Annotated in this window: 17 protein-coding genes and 1 tRNA gene; 6 read left to right on the top strand and 12 right to left on the bottom strand. The window is 69.8% G+C overall.

The genetic code is table 11. The features are described 5' to 3' along the window. The first annotated feature begins 16 nt into the window (after positions 1–16). Positions 17–514 carry a MarR family winged helix-turn-helix transcriptional regulator gene (locus JNB50_RS17245; RefSeq protein ID WP_208041405.1) on the top strand — a complete coding sequence of 166 codons (498 nt, stop codon included), beginning with the start codon at positions 17–19 and terminating at the stop codon, positions 512–514. 95 nt (positions 515–609) lie between these two features. After that, positions 610–891: a hypothetical protein gene (locus tag JNB50_RS17240; protein WP_208041404.1), complete on the top strand. Its 282-nt coding sequence runs from the start codon at positions 610–612 to the stop codon at positions 889–891. Between the two features lie 93 nt (positions 892–984). Here the strand turns inward: JNB50_RS17240 and sufU are convergent, their stop codons facing one another. Continuing rightward, positions 985–1,422: a Fe-S cluster assembly sulfur transfer protein SufU gene (sufU, locus tag JNB50_RS17235; RefSeq protein ID WP_208041403.1), complete on the bottom strand. Its 438-nt coding sequence runs from the start codon at positions 1,420–1,422 to the stop codon at positions 985–987. Continuing rightward, positions 1,419–2,699 (bottom strand): cysteine desulfurase, encoded by a 1,281-nt coding sequence (locus JNB50_RS17230; RefSeq protein WP_208041402.1) that lies wholly within the window; start codon positions 2,697–2,699, stop codon positions 1,419–1,421. Before JNB50_RS17230 ends, sufU begins: the two co-directional genes overlap by 4 nt. Positions 2,700–2,802: 103 nt before the next feature. Between JNB50_RS17230 and JNB50_RS17225 the strand changes: the two genes are divergently transcribed. From JNB50_RS17225 to JNB50_RS17215, 3 genes are all read left to right on the top strand, one after another. Beyond that, positions 2,803–3,000 (top strand): hypothetical protein, encoded by a 198-nt coding sequence (locus JNB50_RS17225; RefSeq protein ID WP_208041401.1) that lies wholly within the window; start codon positions 2,803–2,805, stop codon positions 2,998–3,000. A 95-nt stretch (positions 3,001–3,095) separates the two neighbouring features. Further along, positions 3,096–5,030 (top strand): carboxypeptidase regulatory-like domain-containing protein, encoded by a 1,935-nt coding sequence (locus JNB50_RS17220; RefSeq protein ID WP_307794773.1) that lies wholly within the window; start codon positions 3,096–3,098, stop codon positions 5,028–5,030. 141 nt (positions 5,031–5,171) lie between these two features. Continuing rightward, entirely contained in the window at positions 5,172–5,309 is a 138-nt protein-coding gene (locus JNB50_RS17215) for a hypothetical protein (protein ID WP_208041400.1), read from the top strand. 18 nt (positions 5,310–5,327) lie between these two features. Here the strand turns inward: JNB50_RS17215 and JNB50_RS17210 are convergent, their stop codons facing one another. The 6 genes from JNB50_RS17210 to JNB50_RS17185 form a co-directional block, all read right to left on the bottom strand. Next, complete coding sequence (locus tag JNB50_RS17210) at positions 5,328–5,801, bottom strand: hypothetical protein (RefSeq protein ID WP_208041399.1); 474 nt, start codon at positions 5,799–5,801, stop codon at positions 5,328–5,330. 458 nt (positions 5,802–6,259) lie between these two features. After that, positions 6,260–6,805 carry a hypothetical protein gene (locus JNB50_RS17205; RefSeq protein WP_208041398.1) on the bottom strand — a complete coding sequence of 182 codons (546 nt, stop codon included), beginning with the start codon at positions 6,803–6,805 and terminating at the stop codon, positions 6,260–6,262. 153 nt (positions 6,806–6,958) lie between these two features. Beyond that, entirely contained in the window at positions 6,959–7,255 is a 297-nt protein-coding gene (locus tag JNB50_RS17200; RefSeq protein WP_208041397.1) for a hypothetical protein, read from the bottom strand. Between the two features lie 568 nt (positions 7,256–7,823). After that, complete coding sequence (locus JNB50_RS17195) at positions 7,824–8,312, bottom strand: DUF4304 domain-containing protein (protein WP_208041396.1); 489 nt, start codon at positions 8,310–8,312, stop codon at positions 7,824–7,826. A 214-nt stretch (positions 8,313–8,526) separates the two neighbouring features. Further along, positions 8,527–8,598, bottom strand: a tRNA-Gln gene (locus JNB50_RS17190). A gap of 105 nt (positions 8,599–8,703) precedes the next feature. After that, positions 8,704–9,783 carry a hypothetical protein gene (locus JNB50_RS17185; protein ID WP_208041395.1) on the bottom strand — a complete coding sequence of 360 codons (1,080 nt, stop codon included), beginning with the start codon at positions 9,781–9,783 and terminating at the stop codon, positions 8,704–8,706. A 93-nt stretch (positions 9,784–9,876) separates the two neighbouring features. On the opposite strand from JNB50_RS17185, the gene JNB50_RS17180 reads away from it, so the two are divergent. Beyond that, positions 9,877–10,323 carry a MarR family winged helix-turn-helix transcriptional regulator gene (locus JNB50_RS17180; RefSeq protein ID WP_208041394.1) on the top strand — a complete coding sequence of 149 codons (447 nt, stop codon included), beginning with the start codon at positions 9,877–9,879 and terminating at the stop codon, positions 10,321–10,323. Between the two features lie 13 nt (positions 10,324–10,336). On the opposite strand, the gene JNB50_RS17175 is transcribed toward JNB50_RS17180, so the two are convergent. Genes JNB50_RS17175 through JNB50_RS17160 form a run of 4 tightly spaced genes read right to left on the bottom strand, consistent with a single transcriptional unit; the run spans position 10,337 to position 14,468 of the window. Next, complete coding sequence (locus JNB50_RS17175; RefSeq protein ID WP_208041393.1) at positions 10,337–11,275, bottom strand: NAD(P)/FAD-dependent oxidoreductase; 939 nt, start codon at positions 11,273–11,275, stop codon at positions 10,337–10,339. An 8-nt stretch (positions 11,276–11,283) separates the two neighbouring features. Beyond that, on the bottom strand, positions 11,284–12,813 hold the full coding sequence (gltX, locus tag JNB50_RS17170) for a glutamate--tRNA ligase (protein WP_208041392.1): 1,530 nt from the start codon (positions 12,811–12,813) through the stop codon (positions 11,284–11,286). Positions 12,814–12,825: 12 nt separating this feature from the next. After that, entirely contained in the window at positions 12,826–13,593 is a 768-nt protein-coding gene (locus tag JNB50_RS17165; protein ID WP_208041391.1) for a fumarylacetoacetate hydrolase family protein, read from the bottom strand. Continuing rightward, positions 13,590–14,468, bottom strand: coding sequence for a ketopantoate reductase family protein (locus tag JNB50_RS17160; RefSeq protein WP_208041390.1), 879 nt, complete (start codon positions 14,466–14,468; stop codon positions 13,590–13,592). The genes JNB50_RS17165 and JNB50_RS17160 overlap by 4 nt, the downstream gene beginning before the upstream one ends. Positions 14,469–14,487: the final 19 nt, after the last annotated feature.

Here is a 14,487-nt window from a genome sequence, read left to right as displayed (position 1 = left end):
AAGGTATTGTGAAACCATGACCCCCGCACCCGACCGCGTCGCCGGCATTCAGCAGGAATGGCGTCGCGAGCGTCCCGACCTCGACCCCGCACCGCAGGGGGTCATCGGCCGCCTGCACCGGGTGGCCGGCCTCCTGACCGAACAGCTCGTCGCCGTGTACGCCCGCCACGGGCTCACGGAGGGCGATTTCGATGTGCTCGCCACCCTTCGCCGAGCCGGCGCGCCCTACGAGCGCACCCCCGGCGAGCTCGCGCAGCACACGATGGTGACCACCGGCGGCATGAGCAAGCGCATCGATCGGCTCGAAGAGGCCGGACTCGTCTCGCGCCGCACATCGTCGACGGACGGCCGCGGTCGCGTCGTCGCCCTCACCCCGGACGGAGTCGCCCGCATCGACGCGGCCGTCACCGAGCACTTCGCCAACGAGCGGCGGCTCCTCGACGAGCTCTCCCCCGCCGACGCGCGCGCTCTGGAGCGCATCCTCACGACCTGGCTGGCGCACCTCGGGGGCTGACGGCGCAGCGGCCTGCCGCCATCTGCCGCCGCTCGCCGCAACAGGCCGTCATCTTCGTGGCGGCGGACCGTGGCGGCGAGGTACAAAAGGCCATCATGTCGCGCATCTTCACGAGCAAGTTCAACCCGGGCCGCGCCCGCTGGGAGCTGGTGGTGAGTCCGCGCGGCGATGTCTACGCGTTCCCGCTCACGCTGCCGATCGCGCAGCGTCAGGTGCTCGGCGGCCACAAGCGCTACCTGGTCGGCAAGGTCGTGAAGCAGACGGAGACCTGGACGGCCGCAGGGCCGTCCGGCTTGATCTACGGCACGACCTTCCCGACCCTGCCCTCCGCGCTGGAGGCCATCGCCGACGAGGTCGACCTCGCCCCCGTCCCCTGACGCACACCCTTCACGCCGAGGGGCACGTTGTTGTCCCTTTCGGGGCCCGAAAGGGACAACAACGTGCCCCTCGAGCGTCGAGAGCGACGCGGGTCAGGCGGATTTGAGGAGGGCGTCCTCCAGGGCGACCCAGGGCAGCATCGCGCACTTCACGCGCGTCACGTAGCGCGAGACGCCCGCGAGCACGACCGCGTCGCCGAGGAGCTCCTCGTCGCCCTCCAGCGTGCCCTTGGACTGCATCAGCTCGCGGAACGCCCCGATCGACGCGGTCAGCGTCGCCCGGTCGGTGTCGTGCACGAGGTCGCTCAGCAGCGACGCCGACGCCGTCGAGATCGAGCAGCCGTGCCCCTCCCAGCTGATCGCCCCGATACGGCCGTCCGCGGCCGGATGCACGCCGACGGTCACCTCGTCGCCGCAGGTCGGGTTGTACTGGTGCGAGCTCGCCGCCGCGTCGTCGCGCAGTCCGAAGCCGTGCTTCTCGCGCGCGTGGTCGAGGATGACCTGCTGATAGAGGTTCTGGAGGTCGCTCACCGGTCGATCACCCCGAAGAAGTCCCTGGCGTCGGCGACGGCCTCGATGGCGGCATCCACCTCGTCGGCGGTGTTGTACAGGTAGGTGCTGATCCGCGTGGAGGCGGTCGCCCCGAAGCGCCGGTGCACCGGCTGGGCGCAGTGGTGGCCGACCCGCACCGCGATGCCGCGGTCGTCGAGGAACTGGCCGACGTCGTGCGAGTGGATGCCGTCCACGACGAAGCTCGCCAGGCCCACTCGTGGAACTCCGACCCCGGGGCCGAGAACGCGCACACCCGGGATGGCGGACAGTCCCGCGACGAGCCGCGCCCCCAGCTCCTCCTCGTGTGCCTCGATCGCCGGCATGCCGACCGCGTCGAGGTAGTCGACCGCCGCCGCCAGCGCGACCGCCTGCGAGACCCGCTGCGTGCCCGCCTCGAACCGCTGCGGCGCCGGAAGGTACTCGGCGCCCTCCAGCGTCACCGTGGTGATCATCGATCCGCCGGTGAGGAACGGGGGCAGCGCATCCAGCAACTCTGTGCGGCCGTAGAGCGCGCCGACCCCGGTCGGGCCGAGCATCTTGTGGCCGGAGAAGACCGCGAAGTCGACGCCCAGCGCGGGGAAGTCGACCGCGAGGTGCGGGACCGACTGGCAGGCGTCGAGCACCACCAGTGCGCCGTGCCCGTGCGCCAGCTCCACCAGCGCACTGACCGGGTTGATCGCGCCGAGCACGTTCGACACGTGGCTGAATGCGACGACCTTCGTGCGCGCGCCGATCAGCTCGGCGGCCTGGTCGAGCCGCAGCTGCCCGTCGTCCGTCAGCCCGATCACCCGCAGGGTGGCACCCGTGCGCGCGGCCAGCTCCTGCCACGGGATGAGGTTGGCGTGGTGCTCGGCCTCCGTGACGACGATCTCGTCGCCCGCGCCCAGCCGGAAGCGCTCGGCCTCCACACCCCCGCGCCCGAGGGAGGCGTTGGACATGCTGTAGGCGAGCAGGTTGACACCCTCGGTGGCGTTGGAGGTCCAGACCAGCTCCTCCGGCCGGGCTCCGACGAACCCTGCGACGCGCGCACGGGCCTCCTCGAACAGCTCGGTGGCCTCCCCCGCCACGGTGTGGGCGCCCCGGTGCACGGCGGAGGTGTATCGCTCCGCGAACGCGCGTTCGGCGTCGAGGACCTGCCGCGGCTTCTGCGAGGTGGCCCCCGAGTCCAGATAGACGAAAGGATGGCCGTTGACCTCGCGGGCGAGGATCGGGAAGTCCGAGCGGAGTCGGACCGGATCGAGGGTGTCGGTGCGCATACTGATGTCAACGCTAGCGGGGTTCGCTGCAATCCCGCCGTGTGGGATAGGACTGTGACGGCGGCTCGCCGGGCGCCTCCCGAGCGCCGGTAGTCTCGATGGCATGGTCGAACGCACCAACGGCTCCCCCTGGTTCTTCGTCGGCGGCATCCTGCTCGTGGTGGTCGGCCTCGCCGGTCCCCTGCTGATCGACGCCGCCACCGGCGAGGTGCAGTGGATCGTGCGCGGGGTCGGCGTGCTGGTGGCGATCGGCGGCGGGGTCCTGATCGGGTTCGGCCTGCGGAGGCGGCGCGGGCGCTGAAAGCGGCCTCGCCGGCTGCGAGCCGCGGCCTCGCCCGACGGCGGCGGCCGCCACCGGCTCTGGACGTGTCCCCGGACGCGGCGTAGATTCCCGTCGTGCGCTGTCGCCTGCTCGTGCCTGTCGCCCTCCTCGCGACGCTTGCGCTGCCCGCCGTGCTCGCCTCCCCCGCCGACGCGGTGACGACAGGGCTCTGGGCCGGCTGGGCGACGACGGGTATCAACGCCTACACCGTGCAGGTGGCCAACACACCGCCGATGACGGCGACGGTCACGACCGACTCGCGGCAGGGCCAGACCGGCACGATCAGCGGCGCCTCCACCTGGCTCGCCGCGGGCACCCCGGTGGGCGCGAAGTACGGCTCCAGTCAGGGCCGCGCGTATCTGAACCTCCGGCCCAAGGCCGACGCCCCGACGGCGCCGTCGACCACGACCTACTCGTTCGCCGCCCCCACGCCGACCTCCGGCTGGACGTTCGTGCTGGGCGACATCGACGCCGACAAGTTGCAGGTGCGGGCGATCGGTCCGGACGGCGCTCTGCTCTCGGCGGCCCAGCTCGGGTATCGCGGCGGCTTCAACTACTGTGCACCCGGCATCGCGGGCAAGCCGTCGTGCACGGGCTCAGCGGCGGACGTCCCCGCGTGGGACCCGGCCACCCTCACGCTGACCGGCAACGCCGCCGCCGCCGACACCAACGGCTCAGCCGGCTGGTTCGAGCCGAACGCCCCGATCTCGGCACTGACGTTCATCTTCACCCAGCGATCCGGGCTGCCGGTCTACCAGACCTGGTTCGCCTCGCTCGCCAGGGACATCACCGGCACCGTGAGCGCCGCGACCGGCTCGCCGGGCGGTGCGACGCTCACCCTGCGCGACGCGGACGGCGCCGTCATCGCCACCACGACCTCCGCGGCCGACGGCAGCTACGCCTTCACCGGGGTGCAGGCGAGCGACGGCTACACCGTCACGCTCAGTCCTCCCGCCGGAATGATCGCCGACGGAGCGCGCACCCGGCCGGCCGACCTCGCCGCGGCCGACGCGGTGGTGGACTTCGGCATGCACGTGATCGTCCCTGTCGCGATCGGCGGGATCGTGCGCGACACCGACGGCAACCCGGTTCCGGACGCGACCGTGCAGCTGGCGCCCGGCGTCACGACGACCACCGGCCCGGACGGCACCTATCTGTTCGACACGGCCGCGGTGGGCACGTACCAGGTGCAGGTCGTCGGCGTCCCCGCCGGCTTCACCGTGGTGGGCGGCGCGGTTCCCGTCACAGTCCCGGCCGGATCGCAGACTCCGATCGGCGGTGTCGACTTCACCGTCCGCGCGAACCCCGACCTGAGCGGCCGGGTCACCGACGCGGGAGGCGGCGTGCCGGGCGTGGTGGTCACCGCCACGTCGGCCGGCGGGTCGTCGAGCGTCGTCACCGGGGCCGACGGCAGCTACCGGTTCGCAGGCCTCGCCGCCGGCGACTACACCGTCACGGTCGGCGCTCCGCCCGGCTACACCGTGAGCGGTCCCGCGAGCCGCGCCGAGACCGTGACGACGTCGGACGTGCCCGGTGTCGACTTCGCCCTCGCCCGCACCGGTGCCGTGGAGGGCACGGTGAGCTCGGCCACAGGGCCGGTCGCCGGCGCCGCCGTCAGCATCCAGGGCCCGGGCGGCACGACCGTCCTCACCACCGGAGCCGACGGGATGTACGCGACAGGAGGCCTGACCTCCGGCACCTACACGATCACCGTGACGCCGCCGCCGGGGTTCGAAGCAGACGGCGCAGCGCGGCGGACCATCACGATCACCGACGCGGGTGAGGCGCTCACCGCGCAGGACTTCGTGCTGGCGGTCGTCGCGCCACCACCGCCGCCTCCCCCGCCTTCGCCCGGTGGTGCCGGTGGCGCCGCCTCGGCGATGACGACGACCGAGCTCGCGGACACCGGATCGGGTGCACCGCTGATCGCCGGCGGCGTCGCGGCTCTCGGGGCCGTCGTCGCGGGCGCGGCGGCGCTTGCGGCCTCCCGGGTCCGACGGAGGGCGTGAACCCCCGGGTGCCTCCGCAAGCGTGAATCCCGACGGAATGACCGACACGCCCCAGGGGTGGAACGACGATTCTGCCTGTGGCCGCGCAGGGTGCTAACCTGACCGGGCGCTGGGTTCCGAGCAGTCGCTCATGGGGGGAACATGAATCGTCGTCAGTCCGTGCTGGTCGCTGTCCTGTTGTCGGTGGTCGCGATCGCACTCGTAGGTTTCGGGTCGGTCGCCGTGATCGACTCGTTCTCCGGCGCGCCACTGTCGCCCGGCGTCCACGGCGCGCCATGACCTGGCGCGCAGCGCGGGCTATTCGACCGCCGCGCGAGCGAGATCGCGCAATTCGATGAGCCGGCCGGCGGTACCGCCGGTCCCGCCGCGGACCGCGATGTGCTGTCGTGACGACGGCGTGAAGGCGGCATCGAGCGCCGAGCTGATCATCAGCAGATAGAACCGCAGCAGCCGGGAGGTGTCGGCGCGCAGCAACTCCTGCTCCGGCTCGCAGTCCATCCCCTCCAGCCAGCGCGACAGCTGGGTGAAGGCGATGCGCAGCCGCAACCCCTGCCGGGCCTCCGCGACGCCGAGTCTGCGGTCCGACGACCGCGCCCCCTCAGAGTGCCTCGGATCACCCGCGAGCGCGCACCGCTCGAGGAGTGCTTCTGCGGCGTCGAGCTGCGCGACGGCCTCCTCGAGAACGGCGAGCAGCGTGAGGGCGCCGAGCGTGTCCTCCGACAGCGGATCACGCGGAGAGGATGCTCCACGAGGCCGGGCGAACCATCCCATCAGCTCCCCTCCCTCCTGAAGGAGTGGGACCGATTGTACGCCTCGCGACAGCGAACCCGACACGGCGCTCGTCCAACGGTCACGCCCCGGGCCGGACGGGTGCGGACGAAAGAGGGTGCGTCCGGTCTCATCCCGTCCTGTGGATGAGACCGGACGCACCGTCGCCCACGTCATGGAGCGACCTTCGGTTCGGGCGGAACCCCCCGGATCCGCGAACACCGGTCCCACGAGTGTCCCTCGTGGTGGTTACGCGCGGGTGAACAGAGACGGGGATGTGGCCGTGACGCGAAGCGCGCAATCTGAGAGTTCGTGCGGAATCGGGGGGGGTGTGGAGCCGACGATATGAAACGCATCGTCGGCGGAAGCCACCTCCGGACTGAAAGGGCTCGCCGCCGCCGCAGAACACGCGTGACCGCGGCGCCATTCCCGTCATCATTGTGAAGTGGTGTTGGCGCCATTCAGCGTGGGAGGGGCGGCTGCGAGCCCTTTCGTCGGTCAGCGCTTGAGCCAGCCGATCCGGAGTACCGCTGCCGCCTGGCGACGACTGCGTTCGAAATCGACGGCCGAGCAAACTGGGCGACCTTGACAGGCTCTCGAGTCCCGAACCAGAGACTGACCTCGCGCTCGTCGAAGAGCACCGCAAAGAATTGAGGGGCAACATCCGCGTGACTGGCCGGGCTCGGGATGACGCCCAGCGCACTTAGCGCCTCATCAAGTCCCGCGGCTTTCTGTGACGTGAGCACCGTCGCCGCTGGGAAGCGCCGCCGAAGCCTCCGATTGCGGTTCAGTTGAGGGGCAAGGATCGGGAGCACCATCAGTAGAAGGAGAAGCGGGAGCCCCACCAGAGTGGCCAGTATCGCCACGAGCGCCGACCCTCCCCTTTGGGGAGACTGACCGAATGCGGAGGTCACCAAGGCAATCACAGAAAGCCCGGCAAACACGGCGAACGGGATGGTCGCCACCCACACGCGCCTCCCGCCCGAGGTGCTCTTGCTGTCAATCATGCTCGTACCGATCCCAACTGCACGCGCGCGTGCCACCTGTTGGATCTTACGAATACGACTAGCAGTTGCCGAAGTTGCGCCGCGTCCACCGTTCACCTCAAGCCGAAGTTGCATTCGTCATAGCTCTGAGCGTGTTGCTGTCGGCGCGAGCGCTCATTTCCAGTCGAACGCGAAGCACCAACGCAAGGCGGCGACCGCGTCCGCGCTCAAGTCCGGATGGTGTCTGGCAAAGGTTTCGGCAGCTCGGTTGGCTGATTCAACCAGTGATTCGTCAGGATTGGGCTTGACCTCGTAAAACTCTGTCTCCAGGGCGTCAACCGTCCGTGCGAGATCTTCGGCCTCCGGCCCTGGAAAATGCTCCTCTACGCGCTCAAGGCTTCGCTGAGGAAAGTTGGCTGTTTCGATCCCCGTGTAGACAATTATCGCGGCGCTGATCGTGTCCGAGTTCACTAGCGGCTCCACAGCAAGGTAGGCACTCCGGTTGCGGTATCGATTGCGCTTACAGAGGTGACGGCGGGGTTCGACTTGAGCTCGGGCAACTCGACCGTGTTCCAGATACTGGTGAGACTCGAGTTGCCTAGTACGACCCGGACATTACCACTCGCGCCACGCGCGAAGCTGCCCGATCCCCCGCTCCACCCTGCGACTGTCGATGGATTATCTGGACTGTACTTCGGAAGCGTTCTGCCGCCGCTGCGTGTTCGAGCGTGGTGCCCCCATGGTCCGCTGCCTACTTGGCCGCAATTGTCTCTCCATCCTTTCCAAGCCCAGACCAGAAGACGGCCTGGGCTCGCTGAGTATCGAATTCCCCGGTGCATTGCTCTGCCAGATCCGGCGCTACAGGCGGAGCCTGAGGGGAGGGACTCGGCGTCGCCGCGGGGCCGCTCCCCGCTCCCGTCGACGAGAAGGACGTGAGACCCCGACCCTGCCCCTTCGGCCAATAGCTCGGTTCCTGGCCCGTCGCCAATTCGAGTTGGAGAGGCAGGACCAGCCGACATCGGGCGGCGTCCTGAGAAGATCAGGAAGGGGCGTCGTTGGCACGCCGATCATTCTGCGCCAAGAGGGCCTGAGCTCGCCCAGCAACGAGTGCGGCCTCTCGAAGCCGCCTTCCCGCCGGTGAACGAAGAGTCTCCATGCTCTCTCCAGCCTCGAGTGCTGGCCTGAGCACAACGCCAAACATGGCAAGGAGCGCGCCGCGTCGCTGGTCGTCGGGCATTTCCGTCTCGAGATCAAGCAACGAGTTCACCTGGGCATCGTCTTGGGCGCCGAGCAACTGCCCAATTCGAATGCGGACATGGCATTTGTTTTCTTTGGGAGCGACCGCATCTCCGAGTTCGCGCAGCCAGAGACCTATGTTGACGTAGTAGCGAGGCGAGTATTGAGACCTCTGCAGATTGGCAACGGTCACCACGTCCGATGTCGACCGGTGCCACGAGCCGCTCTGTTTTCGGAAACCCTCGGCCTTCATGAATTCGTCGAAGGCTGTCTGAATGACGTCCCGCGTCATTTTCCTCCGTAGGTAACGACTGATCCCGTCCACGGTGTTTCTCCGGGATACTCCCTATTCAACTCGTCAACGTAGCCGTCCATCTGACGATTTCCCAACCCCGCGGGCTGTCTCCATAGTCGGTGCTCCGAGTTGATAGCGACTAAACGCTGACCAATCACTTCCGCCGAGAAAACAGGCAACAAAAAAGCCCCGGAAATCCGGGGCTCTTGAGCTGGGGTACCTGGACTCGAACCAAGAACAACTGAACCAGAATCAGCCGTGTTGCCAATTACACCATACCCCAAGGGCTTCGGGCCAAGGCCCGGGCACGAGTAACAACTCTAGCCTATGCTCCGCTGCTTCCACAAAACGCCGCGGGGGCCGGGCGAGCCGTCGCGCGGCCCTCCGGTCAGGCCGCGACCGTCGCCGTCTCCTCCTCTTCCGCGGTGGCTGCGAGCGTGTCGTCGGCCGCTTGTCTGCGTCGCAGCGTGAGCAGGTGGCTGATGCCGATGAGCGCGAGACCCGCGGTCGCCCAGAGTGCGAGCCGGAGGCCGTCGAAGCCGAAGGACTGGCCGGGCAGGTAGGTGAGTGCGCGGGCCGCGTCGAGCCAGGCTGCGCCCGTCCAGAAGGTGCTGAGGCCCGCAAAGAAGGGCGGCATCATGTTGGTCGGGAAGATCCCTCCCGAGGTCGTGACGTTGAGCATGACGAACAGCAGCGTGAGCACCGGCGTGGTCCAGCGTCCGAGCATGGGGTGGAGGCCGACGCCGATCGCGATGATCCCGAAGGTGTAGAGCGCGCCGAGGAGGCCGATGCTCCACTCGTTGCCCGTGAGCACGTGGAAGAGCGGGCCGGCGACCACGACGCCGATCGCGGAGACGACGACGGCCGTCGCAGCCGACACGGCGATGCGCCAGCCGATGCCCAGGCGTGCGGTCACAGCGGCGATCGCGATCGCGCTCGAGTAGCCGCCGACGCTCATCGCCACCATGAGAAAGAACAGCCCCTGGCCGGTCATGTCGTCGGCCGGCACCGGGCGGACGTCGTCGACCGTCACCGGCAGGTGCTGCTGGTAGGCGATCGGGAGCAGCAACTCCTCCGCCGCACTCGCCTCGGCAGGCGACGCGGCTGTCGAGAGGATGATCGTCGCGTGGGAGGCATCGGTCGCGTACGCGGCGGAGATCGTGCCGTCCGCGACCTTCTGCTCCGCCTGCTTCACGGTCGCGACCGTGCGCACGTCGAGCGCGTCCGGCGCCTTGTCGTTGAGCGTCTGGGCGAAGACCTGCGCTGCCGGCCCTTCTCCGACGATCCCGATCGGGATGTTGCTGGGCTGCGCGGCGTGGAACGCACCGAGGTAGGCCAGCGCCATCCCCGCGGCGAGGAACAGCGGGATGAGGATGTGCGAGCCGAAGGTCTTCCAGAAGGACGCGGGCGGCCAGACGCTCGGTTTTGGGGCGACAGCGGGGACGGGCGTGATGCGGTGCGCGGACATGCGGTGGTCGGAATCCTCTCGAGTGCAGAGTTGCAGAGAGCAACATACGTCGATTCGTTGTATTGCGCAACTCGCGGGCCGTAGGCTGGGGCGATGACGACCCCCGCGCTCCCGGACGACTCCGACCCGATCGCCCGCGTGCAGCGCGAGCTCCTCACGGTCGGTCGGCGCGGCACCGCGCGCGTGCGGCGCGAGGACGAGGCGCTCTCGGTGGTCGACCGCTCGCTGCTCACCTACATCCAGGACAATCCCGGCTGCCGCGCGGTCGACATCGCGACGCACTTCCAGCTCAACCGCTCGACGGTCTCGCGTCAGCTCGGCGCGCTCCTCGACCACGGGTACGTGATCGCCGATGAGGAACCGGCGGGAGGCCCGCGGGGCATCGCGCTGCGGCTCACCGACGCCGGCAGCGCCGCCTTCCACCAGTCGACGCGCACCGTGCTGGACTCGGTCGCCCGCCGCCTGGAAGGCTGGTCACAGGACGACCTGGAGGCTTTCGCCCGCATGCTGGAGCGCTACAACTCGGCTCCGGACGAGTGACGCGGCACCGAGGCTAGAGGACGGCCGCGTCGTCCACCGCGATGCCGATGAGGTCGCGGTTGACCGCCGCGGCGACCACAGCGCCCGACCCGGCAGCGACGATGAGCTGCTGCGGCCCGGGCGCTGCGGTCTCGCCCGCGGCGTAGACGCCGGGCACGGACGTGCGCCCCTGCGCGTCGGTCACCAGGTAGCCGTCGGAGTCGGTGTCGAGGTCGAGGGCGTCCGCGAAGGACACCGCGGGCGTCCAGACGGGCCGGACGAAGCCGCCCGCACGATCGATCACCGTGCCGTCGGCGAGCCGCACGCCGGTCATGACGCCCTTCTCCCCCACCAGGTCGTCGATCGCGCGGCGCTCGACGCGCACGCCGAGTCGCGCCAACGCGCGTTCTTCGTCGTCGCTCACCGGGGCGACGTCGTTGGTGAACACGATCAGGTCGTCCGTCCACTGCGTGAGCAGCAGCGCGCGCTCCACCAGGTCCGTCGTCTCGCCGATCAGCGCGAGCGGCTCCCCCGCCTTCTCGAAACCGTCGCACTCCAGGCAGCTGTGCAGCTGCGTCCCGTAGTACGCCCGCAGGCTCGGGAGGTCGGGCATCGTCTCGGTCACACCGGTCGCGATCACGACCGTCGACGCGACCACGTCCACATCGGAGCCTCCGCGCACTCCGCGGCCGCGCACCCGGAAGCCGTCCGCCTCGACCGCGACGTCGCTCACCTGCGCGAACACGACGTCGGCGTCGGCGTAGCCGGAGACTTCCTCGCGCCCGAGCCGACGTAGCTCCGACGGGGCGACCCCGTCGCGCGTGAGGAAGCCGTGCGCCCGCAGGGTCGCCGCGTGCCGGGGGCGGTTGCCGTCGACGACCAGCACCCGGCGGCGGGCGCGAACCAGGTTCAGCGCGGCACTGAGCCCGGCGGGGCCTCCCCCGACGACGAGGACATCGACGCTGGCCGTCACCGCTCGGCCTAGGCTTCCGACGCGCCCAGCGAGGCCGAGAGCGCGTCCAGACGTGCGATCGACTCCGTCTTGCCGAGGATCTCCATCGACTCGAAGAGCGGAGGCGAGACCCGGCGGCCCGACACCGCGACGCGCAGCGGACCGAACGCGACCCGTGGCTTCAGCCCGAGTGCCTCCACCAGGGCGTCGCGCAGGGCGGACTCGATCGCGTCGTGCGTCCACTCGGACTCCGGGACGACCTCCAGCGCGCCGATCGACGCCGCCAGCACCTCGCCCGCGTTGTCGGGCAGCGACGCACGGGCATCGTCCTCGACGGTGAGCGACGTGGACTCGGTGAACAGGAAGCCGAGCATCCCCGGGGCCTCGCCCAGCAGCTGCACGCGCTCCTGCACGAGCGGTGCTGCCTGATCGAGCACCGTGCGCTGCGCGTCGGTGAGCGGCTCGGTCAGCACTTCGGCGGCGACGAGGTACGGGATGGTGCGCTCGGCGAAGTCGCCGACCTCCAACAGGCGGATGTGGTCGCCGTTGATGGACTCGGCCTTCTTCTGGTCGAACCGGGCCGGATTCGGGTTCACGTCGGCGACGTCGAACGCGGCCACCAGCTCGTCGATCGAGAAGACGTCGCGGTCGTGGCTCAGCGACCAGCCGAGGAGCGCCAGGTAGTTGACGAGGCCCTCCGGAATGAAGCCGCGGTCGCGGTGGTGGAACAGGTTCGACTCGGGGTCGCGCTTGGACAGCTTCTTGTTGCCCTCGCCCATCACGTACGGGAGGTGCCCGAACCGCGGCACGAACGTGGTCACTCCGGCATCGATGAGCGCGTGATACAGCGCGATCTGTCGCGGGGTGGACGACAGCAGGTCCTCTCCGCGGAGGACGTGCGTCACGCCCATGAGCGCGTCGTCGACCGGGTTGACGAACGTGTAGAGCGGGTGGCCGTTGGGGCGCACGACGACGAAGTCGCTGAACGACCCGGCGGGGAACGTGATCTCGCCGCGCACGAGGTCGTCGAAGCTCAGGTCGGTGTCCGGCACGCGCAGGCGCAGCGCCGGCTCGCGGCCCTCCGCGCGATAGGCGGCCTTCTGGTCATCGGTCAGGTCGCGCTCGAAGTTGTCGTACCCGAGCTTGGGGTCGCGGCCGAGCGAGACGTTGCGCGCCTCGATCTCCTCGCCGGTTGCGAAGCTCTCGTAGATGTGGCCGGACGCCTTCAGGCGCTCGATCAGGTCGCGGTAGATGTCGTACCGCTGCGACTGCCGGTACGGGCCGTGCGGGCCGCCGACGTCGATACCCTCGTCCCAGTCGAGGCGCAGCCAGCGCAGCGCGTCGAGGATCATCGCGTAGCTCTCTTCGCTGTCGCGCGAGGCATCGGTGTCCTCGATGCGGAAGATGAGCTTGCCGCCGGTGTGCCGCGCGTACGCCCAGTTGAACAGGGCGGTGCGGATCAGACCGACGTGCGGCGTACCGGTGGGCGACGGGCAGAACCGCACGCGCACATCGGCGCCGGTCGCGGTCGAGAAGGGGTGCGAATCGTTGTCAGACATACCCTTGGAATCTTACTTGGGAGCGCGCACCGGATTCACCAGCGAACCCACGCCGTCGACCTCCACCTCGACGGTGTCGCCGGGCTTCATCGGGCCGATGCCGGACGGGGTGCCGGTGAGGATGACGTCGCCGGGCAGCAGTGTGAACACGCTCGAGGCGTACGCGACGATCGACGGGATGTCGTGGACCATGTCGCTGATCGGCGCCTCCTGCTTCAGCTCACCGTTCAGGCGCGTGCGCAGCACGGCTCCGGCGGGCAGCTCGGTCTCGATGACCGGGCCGAGCGGGCAGAAGGTGTCGAAGCCCTTGGCCCGCGTCCACTGGCCGTCCTTCTGCTGGAGGTCGCGTGCCGTGACATCGTTGGCCACGGTGTAGCCGAAGATGTGGCTCGCCGCGTCGGCCTCCGACACGTTGCGTGCGATCGTGCCGATCACGACCGCGAGTTCACCCTCGAAGTCGACGCGCTCGGACTGGGGCGGCACGACGATCGGGTCGCCGAGGCCGATCACGGAGGTGTTCGGCTTGAGGAAGAGCAGCGGCTCCTCCGGGGCCTCGCCGCCCATCTCGGCCGCGTGCTCGTGATAGTTCTTGCCCACCGCGACGACCTTCGAGCGCGGGATGACCGGCGCGAGCAGCGCCCCCACCTTGCCGAGCGGCACGCGCTCGCCCGTAGTGTCGAACCCGGTGAACATCGGGTCGCCGGCGAGCACGACCAGTGCGTCGTCGTCGACGATCCCGTAGTCGATCTTCCCGTCGTGGCTGAATCGTGCGATCTTCACGCGTTCGAGCCTAGCGCCGCGACGATGCGCGCGATCGCCGGAGTGGCGACGTCGTGCCGGGCGCCGACCCGCACGAGCGCGCCGCCCAACGCGTCGAGCTCGCTCGGCCGGCCTGCGGCGAGATCCTCCTGCAGCGACGTGCGCAGGCCTCCCGGAACGCTGTGCAGCGCACGCACGAGCTCGAGCGAGGAGGCGGCCACGCCCTCGGCGGTCGAGCAGGCGGCGATCTCCGAGACGACAGCCTCGGTGAGCTCGGGGTCCTCGCTCAGCGCGGGGCCCGCGGACTGCCGCCAGTAGGAGGTCAGCAGCGCGAGCGCCGACAGCAGTCGGAACTTGGCCCACAGCACGTCGGCTTCCGTTCCGCCGGTCCGCACGCGCGGCCCCGCGTCCGAGAGGGCGCGCACGATCGCGAAGTCACCCGCGGCCTCAGGCACCTCGACGTTCAGGAACGGGCTGCGGTGGTCGATCACCGTGCTGGATGCGCGCAGGGCCGAGACCGTCACCGAGCCGCCCGCAACGGCGGACTCCGGCAGTGCCGCCCGCAGCGGCGCCATGTGCTCGACACCGTTGAGGACCGAGAGCACCTCGACGGGCCGGGCCGCCGCGATACCGGGGAGCACGTCGTCGAGGCCGTACGCCTTCGTGGCGACGATCACGCGCGCCCCGCGCGGAACCTCGGTCGACGCGGAGACCCGCTCCACGCCGTCGCCGAACGTTGCGCTGCGCACCTCGATGCCGTCCGCCCGAATGGCTTCCACGGTCGCCGGGCGGCCGACCGCGACGACCTCGTGGCCCGCGCGGCTCAGCAGCCAGGCGAGCAGTCCACCCACGGCACCGGGGCCGACGACGGCGAAGACGGGTTCGGCAGAGCTCATGGCACGATCGTAGCCAGCG

Origin of the sequence: Leifsonia sp. TF02-11 (genome assembly GCF_017565305.1) — a bacterium.
Taxonomy (GTDB): domain Bacteria; phylum Actinomycetota; class Actinomycetes; order Actinomycetales; family Microbacteriaceae; genus Leifsonia.
The sequence above is the reverse complement of the archived record's forward strand: the minus strand, read 5'-3'. Positions and strand labels throughout refer to the sequence as shown.